This is a genomic window from Patiriisocius marinus (assembly GCF_008974325.1).
Lineage (GTDB): Bacteria > Bacteroidota > Bacteroidia > Flavobacteriales > Flavobacteriaceae > Patiriisocius > Patiriisocius marinus.
Genome location: NZ_BKCG01000006.1, coordinates 114,749 through 131,537, shown reverse-complemented (window position 1 = coordinate 131,537; position 16,789 = coordinate 114,749). Strand labels below are relative to the sequence as shown.

Here is a 16,789-nt window from a genome sequence, read left to right as displayed (position 1 = left end):
ATTATGAATTACATACAGCAAGTTTACAAGGGTAAAAATGAAACGTGGATGTTTCTAATTACTGTAATTATTACTGCCGGACTTTTTATTGCAAACCTTATTTATTTTCTTTTTTTTAGTGAAGGAATTGATGTGATGGAAGAGCAACGAAAATTAATGGAGCTTATTCCAAGTAAAAATTTCTGGTTAGCTGTAAATTTATTACCGTTTGCTGTTTTATTAGGACTTTTATTTTTACTTGTAAAGTTTCTACATCAACGCAGTATTCTTTCGTTAACAACCTCACGTAGTAAAGTTGACTGGAAGCGTGTGTTTTTCTCATTCTCACTTATTGTAATTATTACAATTTCGACTTTTGCATTATCTTATTATTCAGATCCAAGTCAAGTAGTATGGCAGTTTGACCCTGTTAAGTTTAGTATTTTACTGATAATTAGCTTGTTGCTTTTTCCTTTACAAATAGGTCTAGAAGAGTATTTGTTTAGAGGGTATATCATGCAGCACCTAGGTGTTTTTGTTAAAAATAGATGGTTCCCATTGATATTGACTTCTGTGTTATTCGGAGTTTTTCATGGAGCAAATCCTGAAGTAGCAGAAATGGGATGGATTATTATGATTTTTTATATTGGTACAGGTTTACTTCTAGGAATTATGACTTTGATGGATGAAGGTTTAGAGTTGGCTTTAGGCTTTCACTTTGGTAATAATTTAATGGCTGCAATTTTAGTAACATCTAGTTGGTCTGCTTTGCAAACGGATGCATTATTTATATACACAGCAGAAGAAGCAACTAGCGAAGTGTTAGAAATTATTGTTCCAGTATTAGTTGTATATCCTGTTATATTATTGATAATGGCTAAAAAATATAAGTGGAAAAACTGGAAAGAGAAATTATTTGGAAAAGTAGTACCTCCTGAAATGATTGAAAACACTCAAACTAATAATGACGATTCATTAATTGTACATTAGAAAGATAAAAAACCTTAAATTATCATTAAATGAGACTATGGTCTATATTATAGTCTCATTATCGATTAAAAAAAACGTGTGTTAATTAGGTGTTTATTTTAGTATCTTAGTAGAATCTAAAAGGAAAAACCACCATTGGATACTTCAAAAAATCTCCATCCTCAATTTAAATTCAACGGTCTTACTTTTGAGTCTTCTCAAGACCTAGTTGACTTTGGCAATAAGTTAAAGAAAAATGGCGCTTTATACGAACGTCAAATAGCCAAGTTTATACTTAAATGGTTTGATGATAATGACTATATAAAAGTAAAAACATCTGGTTCTACTGGAAAGCCTAAAAAAATTAGACTACTTAAAGAGCACATGGTTAATAGCGCAAGTGCAACAGGTGTCTTCTTTAAAATGGGGGCAGGTAATACGGCTTTGTTATGTTTGCCAGCTAAATATATTGCGGGCAAGATGATGTTAGTTAGAGCTTTAACTATGGGCTGGGATTTACACGTAGTTGCTCCAGAAAAAGATGCGATTACTCATTACGATAATACGTATGATTTTGCAGCAATGGTACCTTATCAAGTATATCATTCTATTGATGCTTTAGATAAAATCAAAAAACTTATTATAGGCGGTGGGGCTGTGTCAAATGAATTAGATGCGCTGTTACAAAACAAAAAAACAGAAGCATTTGCAACATATGGAATGACTGAAAGTGTTACACATATTGCTGTTCGCCGTATTAATGGCGCTGGTAAAACGTCCTCCTATTCAGCAATGCCAGATGTTACTTTTAAAACAGATAGTCGTGGTTGTTTAGTTATTGACGCTTTTAAAGTAAGCGAAAAACCTATTATTACAAATGATCTTGTAACGATTAATAGCGCTCGATCTTTTGAGTGGTTAGGTCGTATTGATAATGTTGTAAATAGTGGAGGAGTTAAATTATTTCCTGAGCAAATAGAAAAAAAAATAGGCTCGCAAATAGATGTGCCTTTTGTAATTTCATCTGAAAAGGATGATGCGTTGGGCGAACGTTTAATTTTAGTTTTAGAAACTACGGATAAATTTGCGCTTAAAAATCATCCAGAAATTTTCAATACATTAGATGCATTTGAACGTCCTAAAAAAATTTATACAATGTCTAAACTTCCAATAACTGAAAACGGAAAAATTAGACGTGGTGAAATACAAAAACTTTTAAAAGGCTATCGTTAAAATATTTAGTAAAGGTTTTACTGCTGAAATTTTAAAAGTATAATTCTTTTACGAAGTTATATGACTCTTTCCCTCATTTTAAAGAACCGTTCCCTCAAGTGTCCTGTAGCAGGATGAGGTATCGTTGTAGTTTTGATTAAACAATTTAAAACCACACCGATATGAAAACATTACTACATATTTTAATAGCACTACTAATAACTAGCACCTGTTTTTCTCAAAAGGTTCCATTGATAAAAGTAGGAGAAAAGGAATTAGGGATTAAAAAACTTGACGTCAACGTAGAAGTCGTTGGAGCAGTTTCTACTACAACGTACGATATGTATTTCTATAACCCAACTACATCAATATTAGAAGGAGAGCTTGTATTCCCTTTAGGAGAAAATCAATCAGTTTCCAGATTTGCTTTGGACGTAAATGGAAATTTAAGAGAAGCAGTTGTTGTAGAAAAAGAACAAGGCCGAATTGCTTTTGAAGCAGTAGTTAGGCGGCGTGTAGATCCTGCTCTATTAGAAAAGGGAACAGGAAATACCTATAGAGCTCGTATTTACCCAATACCTGCAAATGGTTACAAACGAGTTGTATTGGCCTATCAAGAAACGCTACAAGTAACAGAAGGTGCTCATCAAGTTAAAGTTCCTTTAGATTTTGAAACTCCTCTAGAGCGTTTCTCAATGTCAATAAACTTAGTAGGACAACAAAAGAAACCTATAATAATTTCAGGAAGAAGTAAAGGCAGTGATATAGTTCAATCTAAGGTTGGTTATACTTATAATTATCAAAAACAGCATGTCACTCCAAAAAATGATTTTGCTGTAAAAATTCCAATAGATACAGGATATAAAGTTCTTAGAAATGATGATTATTTATACGCCTATACTTCTTTAGATACTACTAAAGTTGAAAGAGAGAAGAATACGAATGTAACCTTGTTTTGGGATATCTCTTATTCTATGAAAGATAGAGATCTAGATAAGGAATTAGCTTATATAGATTCGTATTTAGGTAAATTAAAAAACTTAAAATTAGAAGTAATTACGTTTAGTAATGTTTTGGTAAGTAAAAGGAAATTTAAAATTCGTGATGCTAATACTGTAACACTTAAAAACTATTTGAGTGCGCAAGTTTACGATGGAGCAACTTCATATAAAAATCTATTTAAAGATATAAAGGAATCAGGAGATGTGTTGTTGTTTACAGATGGTATGCTCACTTTAAGTGAGTTTCCTAAAACAATAAATGGGAATGTATTTGTGGTAAATAGTATTCAAAAAGCTAACCATGCGAAGAATAAACAACTAAGTGAGAACTCGGCTGGTAATTACATAAACCTTCAGAATAATAGTATTTCAGAAGCTATTGAAAAAACATTTTTTATTCCTTTTAAATATTTAGGTCATTCAAGTTTGAATAAAAATTTAGAGGTTTATCCTGCCGAAAACACAACAGTTTTTAATGATTTTTCTTTTACAGCTAAAGGGGTTAAGCAAAATGAAGAGATTATATTAAATTTTGGTTATGGCTCAAAAATTACAGAACAAGTTAGTTTAAAAGTGCCACAAATACAATCCGAAACAGGTATGATAGCTTCGTTATGGGCTATAAAAAAAGTAGCTCAATTAGAAAAAGATAGTGATACTAATAGAAATGATATTGTAAAAGTAGGTATGGATTATAACCTAATTACAGATCATACATCATTGATTGTTCTTGAAACAGCACAAGATTATTTAAGGTATAATATTACACCGCCAGAGGAATTATTAGAAGAATACAAAAGATTACAAAACCGTTTAAAGTTAAGTAAAAACAAAGTTGCAGGAACAAATGCAAATAGGAGGGTATTTGAAACTACAAATGATGAGCAAGAAGCAACAAAAATTGAGTCAGTTGAAAATGAACAACATATTATAGCCGCTCCCACTGGAAGTCAAGTTACAGTAACAGGTACTGTTACAGATAAAAGTGGTTTGCCATTACCTGGAGTTAATATAATTATTAGAGGCACAACAATTGGGACACAATCAGATTTTGACGGAAATTACAGAATCAATGTATCTACTGGTCAAGATTTAGTGTACAGTTATGTTGGCTTTGATTCACTAGAAACAACAGTTCAAGGAGGCGGTACAATAAACATTGCGATGGAAGAAGGGGATACGCTTAACGAAGTTGTTGTTACAGGTTATGGTGGTATCTCAAAAGAACGAAAATCTTTAGGCTATGCAGTAACGACTCTTGAATCTGAAGAACTTTCGAATACACCAGAAAGTGATGTTGTAAGATCTTTAAACGGTAAAATTGCTGGGGTTCAAATTACAGGAAATAGTGGAGCAACAGGTTCTGGAACAAATTTCATCATTCGAGGTAAAAGTTCGATTAATGGAAATAACCAACCATTGTTTATTGTGGACGGTGTTCCTTTTGATAATGGAACAAATGCACAAACTGGATTTGCTGGAGGTAATACAGTTACTAGTAATAGATCATTGGATATAGATCCAAACAATATTAAAGAAGTAAAAGTTTTAAAAGGACTTAGTGCTTCAGTTTTATTTGGTACTCAAGGTAGAAATGGGGTTGTAATAATTACTACAAAAAATACAGGAAGTTCTATTAATTATGGGAATAGGTATTCAGCAAGACGAGTTGCAGAATTCATTGCTCAACAACAAGAAAGAACCAAGCTAGCTGGTGAACGTACGTGGAATGAAAAAGAATGGACCACTACATACTTAACAAAACTCAAGGAAGTAACTTCAAAGGATCTGTATAATTTCTATTTGAGTCAGCGTGATAGTTTTATTGGGCAACCAGCGTATTTTGTTGATGTGTATGACTTTATGAAAGGGAAAAATAGAATTTTAGCAAATCGAATTCTTTCAAATATTGCTGAGATAGATATCGATAATTATGAATTACTTAAAGCTTTAGCTTATAAGTACGAGGAACAGGGTGATTTTGTAAATGCAGTTTTTATTTATCGTCAAGTGTTAAAATTGCGATCTGAAGACACACAGTCATATAGAGATTTAGCACTAGCTTTGATAGAGATTGAAGAATTCGATGAAGCATATTCTTTATTAGACAATGTAGCTAATGGAAACTTAACAGAAGGGACACAAAGAAGAGTGTTTGAGGGAATCAATGAAATTGCAGCAAATGAAGTTGGAAATTTACTGTCAATAAGTAATGAGTTAAATAAAAAGCATAGTAGCGATTATCAATCTAAAAAAATGGACTTTCGAGTTGTTATTGATTGGAACCATAATGATACAGATATTGATTTACATATAATAGATCCTAACTTAGAAAAATGCTTTTATTCTCATCCTAATACAATTATTGGTGGAAAGATATCTGAAGATATGACCCAAGGTTTTGGTCCGGAGGAATTTACACTACCTAAAATGATATCAGGTTCTTACTATATTAAAGTTAAGTATTTTGGAGACCGTTATCAAAAAATTGAAAACCCAACATTTTTAAAAATCACAATTTTTAAAAATTATGGAAGTGAAAATGAATCTAAAGAGGTTAAGGTTGTTAGGTTACAAGGGAAAAATGAGCTTCAATTAATTGATAGGGTAGCAAATTTATAAAAAGTAGTTTATTGTAGAAATTTAAAGCAATCCACTTTATGCGGGTTGCTTTTTTTTATTATAATCATCGCTGAAATTTTAAAACTCAAAAATTTTCCCTAGACCATAATACCTGTTCCCTCATTTTAAGGAACCGTTCCCTCAAGTGTCCTTTATTAGGAGAATGTATCGCTGTAGTTTTGAGTGAACAAATAAAACCACAACGATATGAAAAATTTAATTTACACTTTAGTATTGCTGCTATGCGCAACTATAGTACAAGCACAAGAAGTACAAGTAACAGGAACAATTACAGACGAATCTGGATTACCATTACCAGGAGTGAATATTTTAGAGAAAGGTACTAGCAATGGAACACAATCAGATTTTGATGGTAATTACAAATTGCTTGTACATGAAGGAACAAAGCTTGTTTATTCTTATATAGGCTACATTAGTAAAGAAATCACTATTACTAAAACAAGTAAGATAATAGACGTTCAATTACAAATTGGAGCAGATTTAGATGAGGTTGTAATAAGGGGATATTCAGGAGTGAGAAAAGAAAGCAAATCTTTAGGTTATGCCGTAACACCACTAAACGCTGAATCCCTTTCAAGAAGAGATAGAAAACGTTTAAATACTAATGAATCATCAGTAGTGAGATCTTTAAATGGAAAAGTAGCTGGTTTGAAAATTACAAATTCTACTGGATCAACTGGACCAGGAAGTCATTTTACAGTTAATGATGCAGACTTAATAGAAACAGAAAGTTATAGTCGTATTCAAGAAAACATCTTTAAAAATGTAGCGACAGCACCTTTGTCAACCTTTTCAATTGATGTTGATAAAGCAGGATATAGCAATGTTCGTAGAATGATAAATAACGGACAAGAAATTCCTAGCGATGCAGTAAAAATTGAAGAAATGATTAATTACTTCAATTACGCATACCCGGAGCCAGAAGAAAACGAACCATTTTCTATAAGTACACAAGTGTCAAATGCACCTTGGAATAAAGATGCTCAATTGGTTAGAATAGGATTAAAAGGAAAAGACATTACAAGGAACACGAATACTATTCCGGCATCTAATTTAGTTTTTCTATTAGACGTATCAGGATCTATGAACAACGAAAATAAATTACCATTATTAAAATCGGCTTTACGTGTATTGGTTAATAACCTTCGTCAAGAGGATAAAGTTTCAATAGTAGTATATGCAGGAGCAGCAGGGTTAGTGTTGCCGGCAACTTCAGGTTCAAATAAAGAACAAATTTTAAATGCTATCGAGCGATTAAATGCTGGAGGATCCACTGCGGGAGGAGCAGGGATAGATTTGGCTTATAAAATTGCTTCAGAAAATTTCATTAACAATGGAAACAATAGAGTGATTTTAGCAACTGATGGCGATTTTAACGTAGGCGCTTCTAGCAATCGTTCAATGGAAGATTTAATTGTAGCGAAAAGAGAAAGCGGTGTGTTTTTAACAACCTTAGGTTTTGGAATGGGAAATTACAGAGATTCTAAAATGGAAACACTTGCAGATAAAGGAAACGGTAATTATGCCTACATAGACACTATGCAGGAGGCTAGAAAAGTACTTGGTACTGAGTTTTTTGGAACCATGTACACCATCGCTAAAGATGTAAAAATCCAGGTAGAATTTAATCCTAGTATTGTGCAAGCATATAGATTAATAGGCTATGAAAACAGATTGCTAAATGATGAGGATTTTAAAGACGACACTAAGGATGCAGGAGAATTAGGAAGTGGCCATACCGTAACAGCATTGTATGAAGTAATTCCAGTGGGTGTGAAGAGTATGTATGTAAAAGATATTTCAGATTTAAAATATACGACTCCAGTTTTAAGCGGAAATTCTAACGATTTATTAACGGTTAAGTTTAGATACAAAGAGCCACAAGGTTCTAAAAGTAAACTAATCGAAAAAGTATTACCAAATACTATAATACCAATAGATCAAATGAATGAAGATTTTAAGTTTTCTGCAGCGGTTGCTTTGTTTGGAATGCAATTACGTAAATCATTATTTACAAATACTTTTAAAAGAGAAACAGTAATAGCATTAGCCGAATCTGGAAAAGGAATAGATAAAGACGGTTATAGAGCAGAGTTTATAAGATTAGTTAAAAGTGCACAATACTCAAATTTATAATATAATGAGGTTTTCAATGAAGAAGTAGAGTGGTAGTTTGTTTAAAGGAGTCTCAGAAATGAGACTCTTTTTTATGCTTTTTATTTAAAGTATACGAATATTTTACTGTGTTACTATACAGCTTAAATTAATGAAAACTAAATTGTGTAGTAGGTACATTCCGTTTAAAAGTAAATATATTCTTTGTTTTAAATTTTTCACGTAGTATTACCTAGGAAAAATATTACAGTATAAACTATTGATAAACAATAATTTAAACTAAATTTATGAGGCTATCTAATCTTTGAGTTTTAATGCTATGAAAACAAAGTAAATATACGCACCATAACAATTGTTGTACAATACATTCAACAATTGTAAAATATAGTCAAGCTATAATTTTATAAAGTGCCAACTCAAAAGATCAAGTAGCCATCCCCCCCCAAAAAAACTTTATAATTTATTTATGTACTTATTCAATTTGGTAAAACTAATGTGTTTAATAGATACTTTAATAATTACTGATAATGTTTTATATACTTGTTCGAAGCGTTGCAAAAAAATGTCATTTTCAAGTTTCGAATAAACAGCAGCTTTAAATTGGAGGAGAGATGGATTACTTAATATTAAGAATATTTATACTTAACATGTTATGGCGATTAAGTAGAAAATGATGTGTACTAGTATGCTATTTATTGAGTAGTTAGTTTTGATTTGAGCTCCGCAGGATAACTGCGGAGCTCTTTTTTGGTACTCTTGTTTTTAATATCTTTATGAAAAAAGGATTACTTATGAAAAATCACTTACTTATTACTGTACTCTGCTTCTGTAGTTTTTTTCTGAAATTTTCAACAACCAATGCACAGGTACTTCCAGAGAGAGATCGTGCTGAAATGCGAGATGCCATTTTAAAAGATCGATTTGAAAATGTATTGCCAAAAATTATGGACGATACAAATATCGATATGTGGTTAGTGATAGCAAGAGAATATAATGAAGACCCAGTAATGCGAACCATGTTACCAGGAACTTGGCTTAATGCTAGACGAAGAACCATTTTAGTTTTTTACAGAGATAAACAAGCTAATACCATTGAACGACTTGCTGTAGCTAGGTATGATGTTGGTGAAAATATAACCTCTTCCTGGGATAAAGAGAAGCAACCAGATCAATGGGCTCGTCTACTAGAACTAATTGAGGAGCGCAACCCTAAAAAGATAGGGATAAATGTTTCTAAACATTTTGGGATTGTAGATGGTTTAGTAAAAACTGATTATGATGAGCTAATGGAAGTATTACCTCCAAAGTATGAAGAACGTATCGTTTCAGCAGAAAAACTTGCTATAGGATGGATTGAAACGCGTACTCAAATAGAGATGAAATTGTATAATCAATTAGTTGATATTACAAGCTCAATTATTGATGAAGCTTTTAGTAAAAATGTAATTACTCCTGGAATAACAACTACGGAAGATGTGGTATGGTGGATGCGACAAAAGGTTACTGATTTAGGATTAGAAACTTGGTTCCACCCAACAATCGATGTACAGCGAAATAATGAAGAATTAAAGAGTCATATCTATTCATTTACAAAAGGTGAAAAGGAAAAGGTGATTATCCCAGGCGATCTTCTGCATTGCGATTTTGGGATCACTTATATAACTTTAAATACTGATTGCCAGCGACACGCCTATGTTTTGAAAGATGGTGAAACAGAAGTGCCTTCATTTTTAAAAGAAGCTTTTGCTAAAGGAAATAGAGTTCAAGATATATTTACAGGAAATTTTAAAACGGGAAGAACTGGAAATGAAGTTTTAGCAATGTCCCTAGCACAAGGAAAAACTGAAGGAATGCGACCAGCAATTTACACACATCCTCTGGGGACTTATGGACATAGTTCAGGGACAACCCTTGGTATGTGGGATTCTCAAGGTGGAGTACCTGTTAGTGGTGATTACCCATTACATGAAAACACAGTTTATGCTATTGAACTTAATACTACCGTAACAATTCCCGAATGGAAAAAAGACATTCGAATTATGCTTGAAGAAGCAGGTTTCTGGAGTCCAAATGGTTTTAGATACGTAAACGGTAGACAGGAGTCAATTAAAGCAATAGAGTGGAAATAATCACTCTAATATAGCTAATTATGAATGATAAGGAAAGTTAATTGTTAGTCATATACCTTGCACTTAGCACAGTTAGACTCACCAATTAACGTTCCTTTTTTGTTAAATTGATAGTTACAGCATTCATTAAATTTCACTTTTAAAACATCCTTAGCTTTTCGTATTCTCGCTTTAACATTATCAAGACTAATTTCTAGCTTAATAGCAACGTCTTTTTGTTTTATACCGTCAATATAAACTAGTTCAATTACTTGTTTATAGTTTTTAGGTAGCTCATTTATAAATGTTTCAAAACAGCAGAACTCTTCTACTTTTTCAGCTTGTACGATAGTTTTATTGTCAAATTTTTCAACGTAAATCGATTCGTTGTTGTAGTAGTTAGCAATTTCATTTCTAGCTATTTGAAAAACCCAAGGTTTCGTTTTATCGTCACTTTTAAGGTGAGTGATGTTTTTATGAATTTTAAAAAATGTGTTCTGAAAAACATCATTAGCAATGTTTTTGTCATTTGTTTTTCTTAGAATGAAAAAATAAAGTTCCTCATTGTATTTCTCCCAAATATTTTGCGTTTTCATAATATAGAACTATTAAAGGTTAGCCTTTCAACTAACCTTTATAAAATTTAACAGCAAGTACAATTAGTACACTCGCATTTTGTGCAAGTACAATTTGATTTTTGACAATCGTTACAACTACAGTTTTTACAATTACAGTTTGTGCATTTACAAGTATTCATATTTATATATTTTAATGTTCAATAAGTAGACTATAAAAGATTAAAAAGGATACTTTTTTTTAAAGTTTATTTTAAAAACAACAACAGCTATCTTGAATAAGCACCTGACGAGTATGTTAATTCGTAACTATGTGTGTATATCTCAAAAACGATTCCAAAAGGGTCTTCAACATAACACATTTTAAAAGGTTTTTCATTAGGGTAATATTCTCTAATGGGCATCCTCTGTTTACCACCTTTAGCCACTATTTTATCAATTAAATCTTCAATATTTGGATCTTGAATACAGAAGTGAAAAAGCCCAGTATTGAAAGGGTTAAATTCTGGGGCTTCTTTAATTCCATTTGGGAAAGAAAATAATTCAATTCCAACACCGTCGGAAGTTGCTAAATGTGCTATTTCAAATTCCGTCCAATCTTCTCCGAAAACATCAATGCACATCTGCCCAATAGCTGTTTCTTTTTCTTTTTTTACAGTGGATGGTTCCATAATAATGTACCAACCCATAACTTCAGAATAAAAAGTTACAGCTTCTTTAATATTGGGAACTGTAATTCCAATATGAGAAAATGATTTGGGATAATTTTTAGTTTCTTTCATATTATAAATTTAGAATGTAAAATTAAATTATATTTGCTTTATTAGCAATAACTTACAAAAAAGTACTATAGTTACTTAAACGAGTAAATTGCTGATTATTAATAAAATATAACTAAATTAATTTGAATAAAGATATAGTTTGTCCATTAAATTATACTATGAGTTTAATAGGGACTAAGTGGAAACCATTAATATTGTTTCACCTTCTCAACGGAGGTGTACGTTCTGGTGTTTTGCAAAAGAAAATCCCTGGAATATCTAATAAAATGTTTACACAAACAGTTAGGGAATTAGAGAAAGATGGACTTGTTATTAGAAAAATTTTTCCGGTTGTTCCTCCTAAAGTAGAGTATAAGTTAAGTGAAAGAGGCTTTTCGCTTGAAGGTATTTTAAGAAGCCTTGATTCTTGGGGATTAGAGGATAGCAAGCACTAATGTTATTTACATTTTAACTAATAAAACACTAAAACCTGATTATCTAATCAAGTTTAGTGTTTTGAAGCAATATTAGTTAAGGTTATGTTTTACATGTTAGTAAAATCAGTTTTAGATAAATTGTTATTAAACTTAATATCTGACCAGTTTACTTTTATCCAGGGACCTTCGAGTACGTCTGCTTCCCAATTAGATTTCTTGTAAAGACGCTTAGAAGGAATCCATAAGTCATCTATTTCTTCATATTTAAGTATCATTAAAAATGGTGTTTCTACAACACCGTAATCTGCCACAGTAAAGAGAAATTGGTCTATAAATAATGTTTCTTTATTAATATAGAGTTGATAGATATCAGTAGGCTTATTATCCTTAGAAGTAAAACTGATTTTTACAATTTCATAATTAGTATTGTTTATTTTTTTCTCTCCTAAATAGTCATATATCAAACCTGGATCTAGCAATTTCTGCATCATAGCGAACCAATAAAAATTGGTAGGTCTATTAAAAGCTACTCTTTTTAATCGCGTAGTATCATTTAAGGTTTCTCCGTTATGTCTAAGCCAAAATGTTTCACCATCATAACCTTGTTCAATCTGTCCTGTTAAATCAGGGAATGTTCGTTCATGTTTATCATATAATCCATACGATAACTCTCCATCGAAAAGATATTTTTCTGTAGAAATGTCTTTTTTTCCATCAGGTGTTTGGTAACTATAAGTGTAAACAACATCCTTTCTCTCAAGTAAATCATTATAGATTCCAAGCTTATCTAATGTTTTAGAAACCAATTCGCGACCCTTGTTTTGGTAAGTGGCATTACTTTCTATAACCTCTTGTTTTGTAATTTCACTTTTACAAGAAATTAGCACAATACTTAAAATAAAGATGGAAGTTAATTTTAGTTTCATAGATTTTTAATTTAGTTAATAGACAAACCTAACTAATCGTTTAGTTATTGCAAACAATTTTAACTTTTTTAATATTTCAGAAATAGTATTCACCTATTTTAAACGAATTTGATACTATAGAAACAGCGCTAAAGAGTGTTCAGTTTAGCGCTGTTGTATAAATTAGTTATAGAAAAAGCTATTATTCTAGTTAATTAATGCTGTTTAGTCATATTAAAATAACTAACATTAATGTGAGGCAACTTTCAAACCCACAATTGAAATTATCAAAGTAGAAATAAAGAATAAACGCCAGAAAGTAGCTGGTTCTTTAAATATAAAAATACCAACTAACACGGTGCCAATAGCACCAATACCTGTCCATACAGCATACGCTGTGCCAATAGGTAATTCCTGTGTTGCCTTTACTAATAAAAGCATACTTACAGCTAAACAAACAATAAAACCTATATACCAGTAGGTGGTTTCAATTCCCGTAGTTTCTTTTGCCTTTCCTAAGCAAGCAGCAAAAGCTACTTCAAATAGCCCTGCGATTATTAGAAGTATCCAATTCATATGAATATAAATTAAGTGGTAATGGAGTAAATTATGGATTTGTAGACCATAATGAAGCACTCTTAAGCATTGCTCTTCTTGGCAATGTAAGTCCTGCTACTATTAATTCGGCAAAATCTTCAGGTTGTAACACACTGTCTTCAGAATCTTTATCTGCAATACCTAAACCTATAGACATATCTGAAGCGATGGTGCTAGGAGTTAAAGTACACACTCTAATATTATTTTTTCGAACCTCTTTCATTAAAGATTCAGACATCCCAATTACGGCAAATTTTGAAGCTGAATAAGCTGATGTAGTAGCATTTCCGCTTAAACCTGCAGTAGATGATATATTAATAATATCACCTTCGTTTTGGTTTATTAAATGTGGTAAAACTTCTTTAGTTACATAATACATACCCATTACGTTGGTTTGGATTATTTGACTCCATTGGCTAACTTCCATTTCGTTTAAAGTCCCAAAAGCTGCTATACCTGCATTATTGACTAAAATATCAATCGATCCTAATTTTTCAATAATACTTTTAATACTCGTTTGTACCTCTTCGTAATTTCCAACGTCAAATACTGAGTAGATAGCTTTTACGCCATAGCCTTCAATTTCCGAAACGGTCTCTTTTAAAACGGTTTCATTTCTTCCTGTGATAGCAACATCAATTCCTTCTTTTGCAAATGCAATTGCTGTGGCTTTTCCTAAACCTCTTCCGCCACCAGTAATTATAGCTTTTTTATTTTTCAACATCTTTATATATAATTTACTTTTTCTTAATCGTTAAATGTATACTTAGCTTTAGCTGCCTCCGTCATACACGAAAGTAATGAGATTATTATTGATTATATAGCTAATAATGCAATTGATTTTTTAATAATCATAATCAAAAGAATCGTAAAATTATCACTTCGGAAATGCTAGATTTGTGGCTAATTGTTAATTTTATGAGCAGGTTTTCCGTAATATTTTTTCCGAAGCCAAAACGAAACCCTTACTAATAAAATTAAAGCTGGTACTTCAACTAAGGGCCCAATAACTCCCGCAAATGCTTGTCCTGAATTTAAACCAAATACTGCGATAGCTACTGCAATTGCTAATTCAAAATTGTTTCCAGCTGCTGTAAATGCAACCGCTGCAGTCTTGTCATATTCTGCTCCCATTGCTTTTGTAAAGAAAAAGCCAATGATAAACATTAATGTAAAATAGATAAGTAATGGAACAGCAATAATTAATACATCCATTGGGATTTTTACAATTAATTCTCCTTTTAAAGAGAACATTATGACTATGGTAAATAACAATGCAATGAGTGTTATTGGAGAAATTGCGGGAATAAACGTGTTAGTGTACCATTCTTCACCTTTCAACTTTACTAATATTAAACGACTTAATATTCCTAAGACAAACGGAATACCTAAATAAATGGCGACACTTTCGGCAATAGTACTTATTGAAATATCAACAATAGCACCTTCAAACCCAAAGTAGGGAGGGAGTACTGTGATAAAAAGCCAGGCATAAAAACTGTATGCAAAAACCTGGAAAATACTATTTAATGCTACTAAACCTGCACCGTATTCACTACTTCCTTCCGCAAGATCGTTCCATACTAAAACCATTGCAATACATCGAGCTAGGCCTATTAAAATAAGTCCTACCATATATTCTGGGTAATCTCGTAAAAAAGTAATTGCTAAAATAAACATTAAAACTGGGCCAATAATCCAGTTAAGAATCAATGATACTGAAAGTATTTTAGTGTTGCGAAATACTTTTGGTAATAAAGAGTAATTCACTTTAGCTAACGGTGGATACATCATTAAAATTAACCCAATAGCGATTGGGATATTTGTTGTACCACTATTAAAGGTATTAATGATGCTTGGGAAAGATGGGATAAAATAACCGAGTCCAACACCTATTGCCATTGCAACAAATATCCAAAGGGTTAAATTTCTATCGAGAAAACTTAGTTTTTTTGTTGCCATTTTTAAGAATTGATTTGTGAGAAAACGTACAGTAATTCTGTTGCAATTTGGATGCTTCGTTCGTAGTATTTTTCAGCTTGTTGTGGTGTATTGTCAAATGCTTTTGGATCTTCAAAGGTAATTGGGATTCGTTTTTCAGCTCCCGGAACAAAAGGACAAGCTTCATTAGCGGAGTCACAAGTTAATATAGCTGCAAATTCAGATTTTGGGTTAAAATCGTCGTCTAGCTTTTTTGAAAATCCAATAATAGGATGTTCGTTTTCGCTAAATTTAATACTGTAAATAGGGTTGTTTCCTTCTGAAATTTTACTCACTTCAAAACCTGAGTTTTGAAGTGTTTCTGCAGCCATAGGAAAAAGTGCTGTGCTTTCCGTTCCACCAGAATAACAGTACACATTTTCAATGCCAAAACCATGTGCCATAGTTTGTGCCCAAACTTGCGATAAATGACTTCTTCGCGAATTATGCGTACAGATAAAATTGATCCTAATTTTTTGTTTGCTTGAAACTTTAGATTGAATAAACTCAGTTAGTGGCCTTAAAGTTTCTTTTCTCGTTTCCGATATAGTTTCAAGTTCTAAGCTTTTAATTACGCGCTCAATTTTCGGAAATAAATTAGTATGTTTTAGTGTCATAATTTTAGTTTTGAAGTTTTAGCAACAACCACTTCCTGGTTCGCAGGAGTTTCCGGTTGGCATTTCAGAAAATTTTAGCTTTGGTTTTTCAGCAGGAATTCCACAATTATCTTTTGCTAGACAATCAGTTTGCTTATTCGTTAATAAGAAAAATTCTCCGTCAAATTCAAGTCCGAATTTCCCAATAGTATCTGCTTGATACTCGACTTCGATTTCTAAATCTTCAATGCCTAAAACTTTTTCAGAAAGTTCAATAATGCTTAATAATTTTTCGGGGTGTAATCGATGGTCATAGTCATTTGCATTCCATAATTGAAAGTTTACAACTTCTTCATTACGAATAGTCCCACCGCAATCAATAAAGTGTTTCGTAATTTTTCCAACCTCGGTAACGTGAAAGTGATTAGGAACTAAGGTTCCATTTGGTAATTGAAACCCAATAGTTTCTAATTTTTCTAATGCTATTTTTACTTGAGATAGTTTCATAAAGTTATTTGTTTATTGCGATTATGCGATTAATACAGCGAAATTTTTTTAGCAACATTTGTTTTCTTGAGTTATATCTTGATTTAAAAATTGAGACATAACACTTTTCATTGCAATCCAGTTTTCTTTATGGATACAGTAACAAACACTTGTTCCTTCAACACTTCCTTTAATTAACCCTAATAGTTTTAATTCTTTTAAATGCTGTGAGATTGTAGGTTGAGCTAATCCTATTTCGTTTACTAAATCTCCACAAACACAGGAGTTAATTTTAAACAAGTGTTGTAGAATTGATACGCGTGCAGGATGACCAAACACTTTTGCAAAAAGTGCAATTTCGTTTTGTTGATCTGTAAACATTTCGGTTTTAGCTAATCCCATAATTTTCATTTATTAATCTATTG

Annotated in this window: 15 protein-coding genes; 6 read left to right on the top strand and 9 right to left on the bottom strand. The window is 32.0% G+C overall.

Annotation, left to right across the window (positions count from 1 at the left end; genetic code table 11):
- Positions 1-3 precede the first annotated feature (3 nt).
- The 5 genes from GBH57_RS11730 to GBH57_RS11710 all read left to right on the top strand — a co-directional run bounded on the left by GBH57_RS11730 (position 4) and on the right by GBH57_RS11710 (position 10,048).
- On the top strand, positions 4-969 hold the full coding sequence (locus GBH57_RS11730) for a CPBP family intramembrane glutamic endopeptidase (RefSeq protein WP_151674679.1): 966 nt from the start codon (positions 4-6) through the stop codon (positions 967-969).
- Between the two features lie 135 nt (positions 970-1,104).
- Positions 1,105-2,181, top strand: a complete 1,077-nt coding sequence (locus GBH57_RS11725) for an AMP-binding protein (RefSeq protein ID WP_151674678.1) — start codon at positions 1,105-1,107, stop codon at positions 2,179-2,181.
- A 161-nt stretch (positions 2,182-2,342) separates the two neighbouring features.
- Positions 2,343-5,783 (top strand): DUF2135 domain-containing protein, encoded by a 3,441-nt coding sequence (locus GBH57_RS11720; protein WP_151674677.1) that lies wholly within the window; start codon positions 2,343-2,345, stop codon positions 5,781-5,783.
- A gap of 207 nt (positions 5,784-5,990) precedes the next feature.
- The gene (locus GBH57_RS11715; RefSeq protein ID WP_151674676.1) at positions 5,991-7,940 is read left to right on the top strand and encodes a vWA domain-containing protein; all 1,950 of its coding nucleotides are present in this window, start codon (positions 5,991-5,993) and stop codon (positions 7,938-7,940) included.
- 770 nt (positions 7,941-8,710) lie between these two features.
- Positions 8,711-10,048, top strand: a complete 1,338-nt coding sequence (locus GBH57_RS11710) for a M24 family metallopeptidase (protein ID WP_151674675.1) — start codon at positions 8,711-8,713, stop codon at positions 10,046-10,048.
- Between the two features lie 44 nt (positions 10,049-10,092).
- On the opposite strand, the gene GBH57_RS11705 is transcribed toward GBH57_RS11710, so the two are convergent.
- Both GBH57_RS11705 and GBH57_RS11700 read right to left on the bottom strand, forming a co-directional pair.
- Complete coding sequence (locus GBH57_RS11705) at positions 10,093-10,623, bottom strand: sigma-70 family RNA polymerase sigma factor (RefSeq protein WP_151674674.1); 531 nt, start codon at positions 10,621-10,623, stop codon at positions 10,093-10,095.
- 248 nt (positions 10,624-10,871) lie between these two features.
- Complete coding sequence (locus GBH57_RS11700; RefSeq protein WP_151674673.1) at positions 10,872-11,384, bottom strand: VOC family protein; 513 nt, start codon at positions 11,382-11,384, stop codon at positions 10,872-10,874.
- A gap of 158 nt (positions 11,385-11,542) precedes the next feature.
- Here GBH57_RS11700 and GBH57_RS11695 point away from each other — a divergent pair, with 158 nt between their 5' ends.
- Entirely contained in the window at positions 11,543-11,818 is a 276-nt protein-coding gene (locus GBH57_RS11695; protein WP_151674733.1) for a winged helix-turn-helix transcriptional regulator, read from the top strand.
- 89 nt (positions 11,819-11,907) lie between these two features.
- Here the strand turns inward: GBH57_RS11695 and GBH57_RS11690 are convergent, their stop codons facing one another.
- From GBH57_RS11690 to GBH57_RS11660, 7 genes are all read right to left on the bottom strand, one after another.
- The gene (locus GBH57_RS11690; protein ID WP_151674672.1) at positions 11,908-12,726 is read right to left on the bottom strand and encodes a DUF6503 family protein; all 819 of its coding nucleotides are present in this window, start codon (positions 12,724-12,726) and stop codon (positions 11,908-11,910) included.
- A gap of 228 nt (positions 12,727-12,954) precedes the next feature.
- Positions 12,955-13,281: a DMT family transporter gene (locus GBH57_RS11685; RefSeq protein WP_151674671.1), complete on the bottom strand. Its 327-nt coding sequence runs from the start codon at positions 13,279-13,281 to the stop codon at positions 12,955-12,957.
- Between the two features lie 31 nt (positions 13,282-13,312).
- A complete protein-coding gene (locus tag GBH57_RS11680; RefSeq protein ID WP_151674670.1) occupies positions 13,313-14,032 on the bottom strand; it encodes a 3-ketoacyl-ACP reductase in 720 nt (239 codons plus the stop codon).
- 173 nt (positions 14,033-14,205) lie between these two features.
- On the bottom strand, positions 14,206-15,264 hold the full coding sequence (arsB, locus tag GBH57_RS11675; RefSeq protein WP_151674669.1) for an ACR3 family arsenite efflux transporter: 1,059 nt from the start codon (positions 15,262-15,264) through the stop codon (positions 14,206-14,208).
- 2 nt (positions 15,265-15,266) lie between these two features.
- On the bottom strand, positions 15,267-15,899 hold the full coding sequence (locus tag GBH57_RS11670) for an arsenate-mycothiol transferase ArsC (protein WP_151674668.1): 633 nt from the start codon (positions 15,897-15,899) through the stop codon (positions 15,267-15,269).
- Positions 15,900-15,917: 18 nt separating this feature from the next.
- A complete protein-coding gene (locus GBH57_RS11665) occupies positions 15,918-16,385 on the bottom strand; it encodes a DUF6428 family protein (RefSeq protein WP_151674667.1) in 468 nt (155 codons plus the stop codon).
- A gap of 48 nt (positions 16,386-16,433) precedes the next feature.
- Positions 16,434-16,766, bottom strand: a complete 333-nt coding sequence (locus GBH57_RS11660) for an ArsR/SmtB family transcription factor (RefSeq protein ID WP_151674666.1) — start codon at positions 16,764-16,766, stop codon at positions 16,434-16,436.
- Positions 16,767-16,789 lie beyond the last annotated feature (23 nt).